Origin of the sequence: Herbidospora cretacea, assembly GCF_001570605.1 — a bacterium.
In the GTDB taxonomy this organism is placed as follows: Bacteria; Actinomycetota; Actinomycetes; order Streptosporangiales; family Streptosporangiaceae; genus Herbidospora; species Herbidospora cretacea.
Map to the genome: position 1 here is coordinate 31687 of NZ_BBXG01000032.1, position 11917 is coordinate 43603.

14 protein-coding genes are annotated in these 11917 nt (G+C 70.0%); 9 read left to right on the forward strand and 5 right to left on the reverse strand.

Annotated elements, in window-relative coordinates:
• The first annotated feature begins 67 nt into the window (after nt 1–67).
• From AW270_RS36525 to AW270_RS36535, 3 genes are read left to right on the forward strand one after another with little or no spacing between them, the layout of a single operon-like run.
• Complete coding sequence (locus AW270_RS36525; RefSeq protein ID WP_061300726.1) at nt 68–988, forward strand: metal ABC transporter solute-binding protein, Zn/Mn family; 921 nt, start codon at nt 68–70, stop codon at nt 986–988.
• Nucleotides 985–1758, forward strand: a complete 774-nt coding sequence (locus tag AW270_RS36530; RefSeq protein WP_061300727.1) for a metal ABC transporter ATP-binding protein — start codon at nt 985–987, stop codon at nt 1756–1758. The genes AW270_RS36525 and AW270_RS36530 overlap by 4 nt, the downstream gene beginning before the upstream one ends.
• A complete protein-coding gene (locus AW270_RS36535) occupies nt 1755–2624 on the forward strand; it encodes a metal ABC transporter permease (protein WP_061300728.1) in 870 nt (289 codons plus the stop codon). Before AW270_RS36530 ends, AW270_RS36535 begins: the two co-directional genes overlap by 4 nt.
• Here AW270_RS36535 and AW270_RS36540 read toward each other — a convergent pair.
• Together AW270_RS36540 and AW270_RS36545 are read right to left on the reverse strand one after the other, a co-directional pair.
• A complete protein-coding gene (locus tag AW270_RS36540; RefSeq protein WP_063819470.1) occupies nt 2587–3330 on the reverse strand; it encodes a TIGR03943 family putative permease subunit in 744 nt (247 codons plus the stop codon). The two genes, AW270_RS36535 and AW270_RS36540, sit on opposite strands and share 38 nt — an antisense overlap.
• The gene (locus AW270_RS36545; protein ID WP_061300730.1) at nt 3327–4340 is read right to left on the reverse strand and encodes a permease; all 1014 of its coding nucleotides are present in this window, start codon (nt 4338–4340) and stop codon (nt 3327–3329) included. Before AW270_RS36545 ends, AW270_RS36540 begins: the two co-directional genes overlap by 4 nt.
• 202 nt (nt 4341–4542) lie before the next feature.
• Between AW270_RS36545 and AW270_RS36550 the strand changes: the two genes are divergently transcribed.
• Together AW270_RS36550 and AW270_RS36555 are read left to right on the forward strand one after the other, a co-directional pair.
• Nucleotides 4543–4986 (forward strand): CBS domain-containing protein, encoded by a 444-nt coding sequence (locus AW270_RS36550; protein WP_061300731.1) that lies wholly within the window; start codon nt 4543–4545, stop codon nt 4984–4986.
• On the forward strand, nt 4983–6275 hold the full coding sequence (locus AW270_RS36555; protein ID WP_061300732.1) for an ArsB/NhaD family transporter: 1293 nt from the start codon (nt 4983–4985) through the stop codon (nt 6273–6275). The genes AW270_RS36550 and AW270_RS36555 overlap by 4 nt, the downstream gene beginning before the upstream one ends.
• A gap of 10 nt (nt 6276–6285) precedes the next feature.
• Here the strand turns inward: AW270_RS36555 and nhaA are convergent, their stop codons facing one another.
• Nucleotides 6286–7557 (reverse strand): Na+/H+ antiporter NhaA, encoded by a 1272-nt coding sequence (nhaA, locus tag AW270_RS36560; RefSeq protein WP_061300733.1) that lies wholly within the window; start codon nt 7555–7557, stop codon nt 6286–6288.
• A gap of 323 nt (nt 7558–7880) precedes the next feature.
• Here nhaA and AW270_RS36565 point away from each other — a divergent pair, with 323 nt between their 5' ends.
• Nucleotides 7881–8369: a MarR family winged helix-turn-helix transcriptional regulator gene (locus tag AW270_RS36565; protein WP_061300734.1), complete on the forward strand. Its 489-nt coding sequence runs from the start codon at nt 7881–7883 to the stop codon at nt 8367–8369.
• Here AW270_RS36565 and AW270_RS36570 read toward each other — a convergent pair.
• A complete protein-coding gene (locus tag AW270_RS36570; protein ID WP_061300735.1) occupies nt 8366–8734 on the reverse strand; it encodes an STAS domain-containing protein in 369 nt (122 codons plus the stop codon). The two genes, AW270_RS36565 and AW270_RS36570, sit on opposite strands and share 4 nt — an antisense overlap.
• A 473-nt stretch (nt 8735–9207) precedes the next feature.
• On the opposite strand from AW270_RS36570, the gene AW270_RS36575 reads away from it, so the two are divergent.
• Nucleotides 9208–10239 (forward strand): PP2C family protein-serine/threonine phosphatase, encoded by a 1032-nt coding sequence (locus tag AW270_RS36575; protein ID WP_061300736.1) that lies wholly within the window; start codon nt 9208–9210, stop codon nt 10237–10239.
• 474 nt (nt 10240–10713) lie between these two features.
• Here the strand turns inward: AW270_RS36575 and AW270_RS39320 are convergent, their stop codons facing one another.
• Complete coding sequence (locus tag AW270_RS39320) at nt 10714–10881, reverse strand: hypothetical protein (protein WP_157523166.1); 168 nt, start codon at nt 10879–10881, stop codon at nt 10714–10716.
• A gap of 286 nt (nt 10882–11167) precedes the next feature.
• Between AW270_RS39320 and AW270_RS41980 the strand changes: the two genes are divergently transcribed.
• The gene (locus AW270_RS41980; protein ID WP_275477801.1) at nt 11168–11296 is read left to right on the forward strand and encodes a hypothetical protein; all 129 of its coding nucleotides are present in this window, start codon (nt 11168–11170) and stop codon (nt 11294–11296) included.
• A 237-nt stretch (nt 11297–11533) separates the two neighbouring features.
• The coding region (locus AW270_RS36580; protein ID WP_157523169.1) for an Hsp70 family protein at nt 11534–11917 on the forward strand (384 nt) is incomplete at its 3' end.

Genomic DNA, 11917 nt, shown 5'->3' on the forward strand with positions numbered 1-11917 from the left:
TCTACATGGTTGCCCACGAAAGAACCAGATTGAAATGAAAACCGTTATTGATCTAGGAAGGCCCGGCATGCATCCCCTGCGCTCTGCCGCCCTCTGCTCCCTTGCCCTGCTCGCCGCGGCCTGCGGCGGCACCACGACGACGCCGGCCTCGGCCCCCGCTTCCGCTTCCGCTCCGGAATCCATCACGGTCGTCGCGTCCACCAACGTGTACGGGGACATCGCCCGGCAGGTGGGCGGCGACCGGGTCGACGTGACCTCGATCATCTCCGACCCCGGCCAGGACCCCCACTCCTACGAGGCCAGCACCCAGAACCAGCTGACGCTCTCCAAGGCCAAGGTCGTCATCGAGAACGGCGGCGGCTACGACGACTTCGTCGACACCATGCTCAAGGCCAGCGGCAACACCTCCGCCCAGGTCATCAACGCGGTCACCGTCTCCGGCAAGACGGCCCCCGACGGCGGGGAGCTCAACGAGCACATCTGGTACGACCTGCCTTCGGTCGCCAAGATCGCCGATCAGGTCTCGACGGCCCTGGCCACGGCCGACCCGGCCGGCGCCGCCACCTTCACCGCCAACGCCGAGGCGTTCAAGGGCAGGCTGAAGCCGCTGGAGGAGCGCATCGCCGCCATCGCCGCCGAGGCCCAGGGCACCGCGGTGGCCATCACCGAACCCGTCCCCCTCTACCTGCTGGACGCGGCGGGCCTGAAGAACCTGACCCCCGAGGAGTTCAGCGAGGCCGTCGAAGAGGGCGACGACGTCTCCCCCGCCGTCCTGGCCGAGACGACCGCCCTGTTCACCGGCAGGAAGGTGGAAGCGCTGGTCTACAACGAGCAGACCAGCGGGCAGCAGACCGAACAGCTCAAGAAGGCGGCGGCCGACAGCGACGTCGCGGTGGTCCCGGTCACCGAGACCCTGCCCGAGGGCAAGGACTACGTCGCCTGGATGACCTCCACCGTCGACGCCCTCCAGGGCGCGCTCGTCCCGTGAGCGCGACGATCGGCCTGAGCGGCGCCGGGCTGGCGTTCGGCGACCGGGTGCTGTGGCAGGACCTGGACCTGGAACTGGGCCGGGGCGAGTTCGTCGCCGTCCTCGGCCCCAACGGCTCGGGGAAGACCAGCTTCCTGCGCGTCCTGCTGGGCCGGCAGCAGCTGAGCTCCGGCGCCCTGCTGACCGGGGGAGGCCCGCTCGGCTACATCCCGCAGCATCGGGCGGTCGCCCCGCAGACCCCCCTGCGTGGCCGCGACCTCATCCGGCTGGGACTCGACGGTCACCGCTGGGGCCTGCCCCTCGGCACCCGCCGGATCCGGCGGCGGGTCGGCGAACTGCTGGAGGCCGTGGGCGCGGCCGGTTACGCCGACCGCCCGCTGACCCTGCTCTCGGGCGGTGAGCTGCAGCGACTGCGGGTCGCCCAGGCCCTGGCCGCCGATCCGGCGGTCCTGCTGTGCGACGAGCCGCTGCTGTCCCTGGACCTGCACCATCAGAAGGTGGTCGCCGAACTCGTCGACGAACGGCGGCGCACCCACGACACCACGGTGGTGTTCGTCACCCACGAGATCAACCCCATCCTGGACATGGTCGACCGCGTCCTGTACCTCGCGCAGGGGCGATTCCGCTTCGGCTCCCTCGCCGAGGTCATGACCTCGGCGAGCCTGTCCGACCTGTACGGCAGCCCGGTGGAGGTCGCCCGGATCAACGGCAGGCTCGTGGTCGTCGGAGCCCCGGGCGCGCACGACCACGGCGGAGAGACCACGGTATGACCGGCGACGTCTGGCAGCAGATCTTCAGCTTCGACAACTACGGCGAACTGCTCGTCCTGGTCCAGAACTCCCTGATCGCCGGCGCGGTGCTCGGCCTGGTCGGCGGCGTCATCGGCACCTTCGTCATGATGCGCGACCTCGCCTTCGCTGTGCACGGTGTCGCCGAACTGTCCTTCGCGGGCGCCTCGGCGGCGCTGCTCCTCGGCGTCGACGTCGCGGCGGGTTCGCTCGTGGGGTCGATCGTCGCCGCACTGATCATCGGAGCCCTGGGTGTACGGGCCAAGGACCGCAACTCCGTCATCGGGGTGCTCATGCCCTTCGGTCTCGGCCTGGGCGTGCTGTTCCTGGCCCTGTACAAGGGGCGTGCGGCCAACAAGTTCGGCCTGCTCACCGGTCAGATCGTGGCCGTCGACACGGTCCAGACGGGCTGGCTGGTCGGCACGTCCGCCGTGGTGCTCCTCGCGCTCGCGGTGATCTGGCGGCCGCTGGTCTTCGCCAGCCTGGACCCCGACGTCGCCGCCGCGAGAGGCGTGCCCGTCGGGATCCTCTCCCCCGTCTTCATGGTGCTGCTCGGCCTGACGGTGGCCGTCTCCATCCAGGTCGTCGGCGCGCTCCTGGTCCTCGCGCTCCTGGTCACCCCCGCCGCGGCGGCGATGCGGGTCACCGCCTCGCCGCTGCGGGTGACACTCCTCAGCGTCGCGTTCGCGGTGACCTCGGTCGTCGGCGGCATCCTGCTCGCCCTGGGCGGCAGCGTGCCCATCAGCCCGTACGTCACCACGATCTCCTTCACCCTCTATCTGGCCTGCCGGGCCGTCGGCGGGGCGCGGGCTACTCGTAGGGTTCGACCGGCTGTGGGATCGGCGTGATGGAGGTGACGTTCAGTTCGGGGGCGACGGTCCCGGGTTCGAGCTCTCCGGACGGGGGCCGCTTCCACGTGCCGACCACCTCGACCCAGGTGTTCTCCGGCGGCATCTCGGCGTCCAGCACGGCCACCTTCAGGGCGACGCCGTCGGCGGCGCAGCAGGCGATCTGGATCCGGGCCAGGTACCACCGGTCCTTCTTCTTCGCCGACGGCACGGAGAACCCGGTGAGCCTGACCTGCCGGCCCGCCAGCGAATCGGCCTCGCCCCAGGCCCGGCCGACGAACTCGCCGATGGTCATCTCGTTGACCTGACCGGCGGACAGCGTGTCGTAGGACTCGGCGGCGGCCACGGGTCTGGCCGGAGCCTCCTCCGACCTCGCCGAGAAGGCGCCGAGCGCGGGCGGCGCGACCAGGAAGATCGCGAACACGGGAAGGGTCAGCAGCCAGGCCACCCGCGGCGCGTGCGCGTGGTCGTGCCCATCGTGGTCGTCATGGTCGTCGTGGTCGTCATGGTCGCCGGGCTCGGTGGACCCGCGCCATTCCTGGACGAGCCCGATCACGCCCAGCGCGACGACGACCACGCCCGCCGCGATCAGGAAGGGCCGGAACCCGGGCTTCACGTAATTCAGGTAGGTGGTGGACACGGTGGTGATGCGCAGCACCGCCCCACCGAGAAGGACGAGGACCATGCTCTGCGTCAACCGGTTCACAGCAGAACCTCTCCGGCCGCCATGCTGACGACCACCGCGAGGACGAAGGTCAGCGGGATGAACCGGGCGGCGAACCGCCGTCCGAAGGTCCCCGTCTGAAGGGCGATCAGCTTGAGGTCGACCATCGGTCCGACCACCAGGAACGCGAGCTTGGCCGTCGGCGAGAAGGCGGTCATCGAGGCCGCCACGAACGCGTCGGCCTCCGAGCAGATCGACAGGATCACCGCGAGCAGCGCCAGCGTCAGCACCGACACCACCGGGATCCCCGCCACCGACTCCAGCCACGAGCGCGGCACCACCACGTTCATCGTCGCCGCGGTGGCCCCGCCGACGACGAGAAAGCCGCCGGCGTGCAGGAAGTCGTGCCGCATCGCCTCGACGAAGGACCGCCACCGCGGCCCGTCACCCACCGGACGCGAGGGGATCCGCAGCCAGTCGGCGCGGCCGAACCGCAACCACACCCACCCGGCCACCACCGCCACCGCGAGCGAGGCCCCGAACCGGGCCACCGCCATCATCGGCTCGCCCGGGAACGCGACCACGGTGGCGACGACCACCACCGGATTGATCGCCGGGGAGGCCAGCAGGAACGCCAGCGCGGCGGCGGGCGTCACTCCCCGCGACATCAGCCCGGAGGCGACCGGCACCGACGCGCACTCACACCCGGGCAGCACCGCCCCGGCCGCCCCCGCCACCGGCACCGCCAGGAACGGCCGCCTCGGCAGCGCCCGGGTCCAGAAGGAGGCGGGGACGAACGCCGTGATCGCAGCCGACAGCAGCACCCCGAACGCCAGGAAGGGCAGCGCCTGGACGCAGATCGCCACGAAGATCGTCGCCCACGCCTGCAGCGCCGGGGCGGTCAGGTAAGGCGTGAACACCAGCCGCCCGAGCAGCAGCAGGCCCAGGACCAGGACGAACACCCATGGACTGAAAGATCCCAACGGCTGCCGCCGCCCCCACTCCGACGGCGGCACCTCCTGGGAGGTGCCGACCTCGACCCGCTCAGACATACGCCGCCGCTCCCGAAATTCCGCGAAAACGGTGATAATTACCATCTTCGTTCGGCGCTGATTGTAGGGAGGAGAGCGACGACCCGACTAGATGGCAACGTCGACCCGTTCGGCCTTCCGTGTCCCCTGTTGTTAGAGTTCCTGCCAGGTGAGCCGGGAAGTCTGGTCGGCACAGTCCTCGCCGTCTCCGAAGGGCCGGGCCATGCGTGCTCGCGATCTGCTCACCGACTTCCCCACCGTCGCCCTCGACACCCCGATCAGGGAAACCGCCCGGTTGATGGCCGAGCTCGACCTCGCCGGGCTGATCGTGCTCGACGACGACGGCCTCCCCCACAGCGTCCTGCCGGGGACCCAGGTCCTCGCGCTCGCGGTGCCCGGCTACTGCCAGGACGACCCGGCGCTGGCCCGCGTCGTCGACGAGGCCCACGCCGACCGCTTCCTCGACGACGTCGGCGACCGGACCGTCCGGGACGCGCTGCCGCCACGACCGAGAGAACTTCCCGTGACCGATCCCGACGCCACGATCCTGGAGGTGGCCGCGCTGATGGCCCGTACGAGAAGCCCGCTGGTCGCCGTCGTCGAGGACGATCGTTATCTCGGGGCGATCACTCTGACGGTGCTGTTCGACCGGGTCACCGGCGCGTGAGCGCCCTCGCCTGGCTGTCGCTGGCGGTCTTCCTGGGCGTCTACGCCCTGATCGCCACCGAGCGCGTCCACAGAGTGGCCGCCGCGCTCGGCGGGGCGGGGATCATGCTCGGCATCCACGCCACCGACGCGGGGGCGGCGTTCTTCTCCGAGGAGACGGGGATCGACTGGAACGTCGTGTTCCTGCTGCTCGGCATGATGGTCATCGTCGGGGTGCTGAAACAGACGGGCGTCTTCGAATACCTGGCCATCTGGGCGGCCAAGCGCGCCAGGGGCCGCCCCTACCGGCTGATGGTGCTGCTCGTCCTGATCACCGCCGGAGCCTCGGCGCTGCTCGACAACGTGACCACGGTGCTGCTGATCGCGCCGGTCACGTTCCTCGTGTGCGCGCGGCTGGGGTTGTCGGCGGTGCCCTATCTGATCGCCGAGGCGCTGGCCTCCAACATCGGCGGCGCGGCCACGCTGGTGGGCGACCCGCCGAACATCATCATCGCCAGCCGGGCCGGCCTGTCGTTCAACGACTTCCTGGTGCACATGGCGCCGATGGTGGTGGTGCTGGTCGTCGTCTTCCTCGGCCTGTGCCGGGTGCTGTTCCGCAAGGCCTTCGTGTACGACGAACAGCGCGCCGCCGAGATCATGCAGCTCGACGAACGGGAGGCCATCTCCGACCGCCGCCTGCTCTGGCAGAGCCTCGTGGTGCTCGGCCTGGTCCTGGTGGCGTTCGTGCTGCACCCGGTGCTGCACTACGAGCCCTCGGTCGTCGCGATCCTGGGAGCCGGGATCCTGGTGGCCGCCACGAAGGTCACCACGGAAGAGGCGATCGCCGAGGTCGAGTGGCCGACCCTGGTGTTCTTCGTCGGCCTGTTCGTCATGGTCGGCGCCCTGGTCGAGACCGGCGTGATCGGCCAGGTCTCCCGCCTGGCCGTCGAGGCCACCGAGGGCCGTCTCGGGCTGGCCACGATGGTCATGCTGTGGGGCTCGGCCGGGATCTCGGCGATCGTCGACAACATCCCGTACGTCGCCACGATGAGCCCCATCGCCGCCGACCTGGTCCAGGCCAACGGAGGCAACGAGCACGCCCAGGTGCTCTGGTGGGCGCTGGCCTTCGGCGCCGACCTGGGCGGCAACGCCACCGCCGTCGGAGCCGCCGCCAACGTGGTCGTGATCGGCATCGCCGCCCGCAACGGCCAGCCGATCAGCTTCTGGGAGTTCACCAAGTACGGCCTGGTCGTCACCGTGATCACCGTCGCCCTGGTCACGCCCTACCTGTGGCTGCGATACCTGATGTAGGAGAGCGGCCTCACTCGTAGCAGTCGGGGACGCCGTCGCCGTCGGAGTCGCGGGTCTCGGCGGCGTGCAGCCGCCGGTAGACGCGGGCCCGCATCCGCAGGATCACCGCCGCGGCCAGGGCGGCGGCCAGTGACCCGGCCAGCACCGCGACCTTGACCCCGCTCTGCCCGTCGAAGGCCAGCTCCCCGATCAGCAGGGAGACGGTGAAGCCGATCCCGGCCAGCACCGACAGGCCCACCAGGTCTATCCAGGCCAGCCCCTCGTCCAGGCTCGCCCGGGTGAAGCGGGCCACCAGCCAGGTCGCCAGCAGGATGCCGACCGGCTTGCCCACCACCAGCCCGGCGACCACGCCCAGGGCGATCGGGTCGCTCAGGGTGCCGGCCAGGCCGCTGAGGCCGCCGAGCGCGACCCCGGCGGAGAAGAAGGCGAAGACCGGCACCGCGATCCCGGCGGAGATCGGCCGGAACCGGTGCTCGAAGTGCTCGGCCAGCCCCGGGCCCTCCCCGCCGTCGCGGCGGGGCACCGGGACGGTCAGCGCGAGCAGCACCCCGGCCACCGTGGCGTGCACCCCGGAGGCGTGCACCAGCGCCCAGGTGGCGAACGCCAGCGGCAGCAGCAGCCACCAGGTGCGCACCCGCCGCCGTACCAGCGCGGCGAAGACCGCCAGCGGCGCCAGGGCCAGCAGCAGGGGCAGGACCGACAGGTGGGCGGTGTAGAAGACGGCGATGATGACGATGGCGATCAGGTCGTCGACCACCGCCAGCGTCAGCAGGAACGTGCGCATCCCGGCGGGCAGGTGCCGGCCGACGACGGCCAGCACGGCCAGCGCGAAGGCGATGTCGGTGGCGGTCGGGATCGCCCACCCTCGCGCTCCGGCCTCGCCCGCGATGGCCAGGTAGAGCAGGGCGGGGATCAGCACCCCGCCGAAGGCCGCCGCCACGGGCACGGCCGCGCGCCGGACATCGCTCAGGTCACCGGCGACGAACTCGCGCTTGAGCTCCAGCCCGGCCACGAAGAAGAAGATCGCCAGCAGGCCGTCGGCCGCCCAGGCGGCCAGGTCGAGGTTGAGGTGCAGCGCGGCGGGCCCGATCTCGACCGCGCCGAGGTCCCGGTAGGCCTGCGCCCACGGGGAGTTGGCCCACAGCATCGCGGCCAGCGCCGCCGCGAGCAGCAACGCGCCGCCGATGGTCTCCTTGCGCAGGATGTCGGCGATCCGCCTGGCCTCGGGCCAGGTGCTGCGGTCGAACAGTCGAGGGGCACGACGAATCTCGGTGCCGGGCATGGATCTCCGCTCTGATAGCAGGAACGCGTCGAATTCCGCCGACCAGACTTCCCGGCACACCTTCTCCGATCGTATCAATACGCCCATCGCGGGACACTTGGACAACGGCTGAACACGCGTCCGTCGACGAGGACGGCGAGGTCTTCCGGCACCGATGCCTCCAGAAACCGATCGAGCAGAACGTCTGGCGTTGGGGTGTGCCGGGAAGCCACAGAGACGGAGCCGACCGCCGGGCGGCTTCCTCGAAGAGCCCCGGTGCGGACAGAAGCCTCACCACAGCCGAGCTGCACACCGCCGCGCGGGCATCCGTGTAGAAACTCCTCATGAGTGATGAGCGCGCCGGCGAGGGTGATCTCGACGCCGTCGTCTCCGCGGTGCTGACCGGGTCGCGGCTGCTGGTGTCGATCGCGGCCCGCTCCCTGGGGTCGGTCGACGAGGCGGTCACGCTGCCGCAGTTCCGGATGCTCGTGGTGCTGGCCGGGCGGGGTGAGGCCAAGCTGGTGACACTGGCCGAGGCCCTGGACGTCAACCCGTCCACGGCGATGCGCATGGCCGACCGGCTGGCCGGCGCGAACCTGGTCGTGCGGGCGACCAACCCGGGCAACCGGCGGGAGAGCCTGATCCGGCTCAGCGTCGAGGGCAGGCGCATCGTCGACGAGGTCACCGCCCGCCGCAGCGCCGAGATCGAGAAGATCGTCTCCCGCCTCTCCCGCGACCAGCGGCAGGCGCTCGTACGAGCCATGGCGGCGTTCAACGAAGCAGGCGGCGAACCACCGGCCGCCGCCCATCCTCTCGGCTGGCCCTCCCTCTAACCGTCCGGCGAGGACATCCGCAGTTCGGCGACGGCCTCGCTCACCGTTCCCCGGAGCATGAGCATCGCCTCCAGACCACGCCTCCGCAGTTCCACCCGGAGCTCCCCCGCGGCGCCCGCGACGAGCATCCGGCCCTGCGTCTCCCGGACATACCGATCGGCCCCCAGGAAAGCGGCGAGTCCGTAGGAGTCGGAGGAGGACAGTTCGCTCACGTCGACGACGAGGCGAGGCGGGTCATGGACGGCCAGGGCGCGGGCGAGGCCCTGCTGGACCACGGCGCAGTTGTCCGCGTCCAGGTCGCCGCTGATCCGGACGATGACGACCTGGCCAACGATCATGAACTGGGAAATCGACACCTCAGCCATGACAGACCAGGAGATGACCGGGGATACGCATGGGCGGCCTCTGCACGGAGCGCGAACACGGACTCGCGGACCAGACTTCCCGACCCACCTGCCGCTTACGCCAGCATACAGATGCCATGTGCAATATTTGCTACCACAACCAATCGTCCGCAGGTCGGGAAAGCCTGGTCGGCAAGGTTCGAGTCGTCCGATCTGCTGCTCGCGGTACTGCTGTCCGGCCTGGCGGAACCGCACGATCCTTTCGAGGGCGACGCTGTTCCGCCGAACTCCTGAAACCCGCCGCCCCGCTTGTGTCCGGCACACTGGTCAGCCTGCCTCCGCTGAGCTCCGTCGACTGGTCGGGCTGGCTGTTGATCTCCTTCCCGCGCTTGGGGCTGAGCGTGCGCGACAGAACCGGCATTCAACACCATTGCAGTATGCAATCGTCTTGAGTGGGCAGAACATCGGCGCAGCGCGGGGAAGAGGAGCGTGAGATGAGGCCGCAGACGGTCCTGGCGGCACTGCCGTTCACGGTGATGCTCGCCGTCGCGATCGCCGACGTCATGGCGGGCCCCACCCTGGGATTCCTCCCCCTCCTGACCCTCGGCCCGACGTTCGGCGCCGCGGTGGGCAGCGTCCGGCGCACGGCCCTGACCGGGCTGGTGGCGCTCGCCCTGTGCCTGCCGCTGGCGGCCTACAACGACCTGCTGTTCACCCGCCAGAACAACGTCACCCTGGCGACGATCGCCGGGGTGACCTGCGCCGCCGCCGTGGTCAGCCACCTGCGGCTCAAACGGGAGCGGGAACTGGCCAACCTCCGGCTGGTGGCCGAGGCGGCCCAGCGCGTCCTGCTGCGGCCGGTCCCGCGCCGCGCCGGCGATCTGCGGGTGGCGCTGTCCTACACCTCCGCCGCCGCGGAGGCCCAGATAGGAGGCGATCTCTACGAGGTGGTAACCACCCCCAAGGGGGTCCGCCTGCTGATCGGCGACGTCCAGGGCAAAGGACTGGCGTCCGTCGAAACGGCCGCCTGGGTGCTCGGGGCCTTCCGCGAAGCGGCCTACGAGGAGGACGACCTCTCCGGCGTCGGCGAGCGTCTGGAGGCCAGCCTCGCCCGGCATCTGAGCGGAGAGACGTTCGTGACCGCCGTCATCGCCGAAGCCCACGACGGCGAGATCTCCGTCCTGAACTGCGGACATCCCCCGCCCTTGGTGGTCCGCCACGACGGACGGGCCGAGCTGCTCGAACCCGAGGAGGACAGCCTTCCCCTCGGCCTGGCCGCCCTGGGACTCCCCGGCCCCAAACCGTTGCGGGTGCCGTTCACGGAGGGCGACCAGATGCTCCTCTACACCGACGGCGTGATCGAGGCCCGCGACGGAGGCGGGGCGTTCTACCCGTTGACCGACCGCCTCGCCCTGCTCGGCCACACCGATCCCCAGAGAGCACTGGACGATCTGCGCGCCGACCTCCTCGACCACGTCGGCGGCCCGCTGCCCGACGACGCGGCCATGCTGCTGGTCCGACGATGAGTCACGGTGCCGCCCCTATCAACGCTGCGCGTCGTCGACCTTCCGGCTCCGCAGGAGAGGGGTCGGTGGTACGCCCACCTGATGCCCGGTTCCTACGACCGGCCCCCGCGAGGCGATCGACGATCGCCTGTTCCGCCCGCCTGTCATCTCTCGCAGAACAGTGAGCGTTCAAGCAGCCTGAGCCGAACAGCGAAAACCCCGCCACAGAGCCATCCAAGGCGGAGTTTTCACCGTTCAAGCCCTACTTGAGGAGCTGCCGCGCAGTCACCATCCGCTGGATCTGGTTGGGCCCCTCGTAGATCTGGGGTGATCTTCTCGTGGGGAAACGGCCACCTGGCAAAAGATGCCGGAGTCGCCGGCACAGCGCCGCCAGTCGGCCACCGGTCAGGTCCACGAAGTGTTCCCCGCCCGCATCGCTCAGCTCCCGCACGCAGACCGCCACCGGCCCGTAGATGGACCGCCACGCCTCGCCGCTCAGGTCCGCGGCCGCCGCGTCGGCCGGTCCGAGGTACGACCCGGCGCCGATCCCCAGGTCCAGGCCGCGCCGATCAGCCCGTCGACCAGCGCGGCGCGTTCGGCCGGATGAAACGGGAGGACGACCTCCCGCGAGCTGCCGTCGACGTCGATCAGCAGACAGATCATGGCGCTCCGTTCGCGGGCCGCCGGCGGGGGCGGGGCGGTTCCAGAAATCAGCCCGGCCGCGAGGCGCGGCGATGCCCGCGCTCATCATCCTCGGGTGACTCCCGGAAGCGATCTTGTACGTAAATGGATGCCCCACCGTCGCTGGGAGGGCCACCGAGGGTTGCCGAGACACCCCTCCCTTGCCTGTTTGATCCAAAAATGGATATTTGGGGGTTTCGGGAAGCCATTCGGACCCCTTGAATGAATTTATAGATTCAGACCGGGGGGTTCATCTTAGGGATTGCGCATGTCCGAGACTTCTCGGTCACCCACCGGCGGAGGCACCGGTGTCTGGATGGATCTGCTGGTCAGCCTGGTGTTCCTGATCGTCAGCCCTTGGTCGTGGCAAACCCTGGGCTCCGCGATAGCGGCCTGATTCGGCCGGCGATCGGCTACGGCATTCAGCGCAGGGCATTCGCGCCGCCCCCCGCGATCGCCGTCGGCTGGCGAGCCCGAAATTCACCCCACGACAAATTCAGAAAGGCCGGTGCAGACGGTCGCGGAGTCGTGTTCGACCTTCTGGCTGGGAAAGTCCGACGGCGCATCGCGGCCGAGATCAGCGAAACCCGGCAGGGATGGGCCAGACCACGCGGAACCGTGAGGGGACATGGCGATGGCGAAGGCAGTAGGCATCGATCTGGGCACGACGAACTCCGTGATCGCGACGACCGAGGACGGCCATCCATCAGTCATCCCGAATGCCGAGGGGTCGCGGACCACACCATCGGTGGTGGGTTTCACCGACCAGGGTGAGGTCCTGGTCGGCCAGATGGCCCGCCGTCAGGCGATCCTGAATCCGAAGGGGACGATCTATTCGGCCAAGCGGTTCATGGGCCGGCGCTTCGACGAGGTTCACGACGAGACCAAGGCGGTCTCGTTCGACGTCGCGGCGGGTCCCGACGGGGCCGTGCGGTTCAAGGTCAAAGACAAGCAGTACGCGCCGGAGGAGATCTCGGCGTTCGTGCTCAGGAAGCTGATCGCCGACGCGGCGAAGTTC

Bases quoted from the DNA above. Each gene is read 5' to 3' on its own strand.
- AW270_RS36525 (WP_061300726.1), top strand. From the start codon at position 68: ATGCATCCCCTGCGCTCTGCCGCCCTCTGCTCCCTTGCCCTGCTCGCC.
- AW270_RS36535 (WP_061300728.1), top strand. From the start codon at position 1,755: ATGACCGGCGACGTCTGGCAGCAGATCTTCAGCTTCGACAACTACGGC.
- AW270_RS36545 (WP_061300730.1), bottom strand. From the start codon at position 4,340: ATGTCTGAGCGGGTCGAGGTCGGCACCTCCCAGGAGGTGCCGCCGTCG.
- AW270_RS36550 (WP_061300731.1), top strand. From the start codon at position 4,543: ATGCGTGCTCGCGATCTGCTCACCGACTTCCCCACCGTCGCCCTCGAC.
- nhaA (WP_061300733.1), bottom strand. From the start codon at position 7,557: ATGCCCGGCACCGAGATTCGTCGTGCCCCTCGACTGTTCGACCGCAGC.
- AW270_RS36565 (WP_061300734.1), top strand. From the start codon at position 7,881: ATGAGTGATGAGCGCGCCGGCGAGGGTGATCTCGACGCCGTCGTCTCC.
- AW270_RS36570 (WP_061300735.1), bottom strand. From the start codon at position 8,734: ATGGCTGAGGTGTCGATTTCCCAGTTCATGATCGTTGGCCAGGTCGTC.
- AW270_RS36575 (WP_061300736.1), top strand. From the start codon at position 9,208: ATGAGGCCGCAGACGGTCCTGGCGGCACTGCCGTTCACGGTGATGCTC.
- AW270_RS39320 (WP_157523166.1), bottom strand. From the start codon at position 10,881: ATGATCTGTCTGCTGATCGACGTCGACGGCAGCTCGCGGGAGGTCGTC.
- AW270_RS41980 (WP_275477801.1), top strand. From the start codon at position 11,168: ATGTCCGAGACTTCTCGGTCACCCACCGGCGGAGGCACCGGTGTCTGG.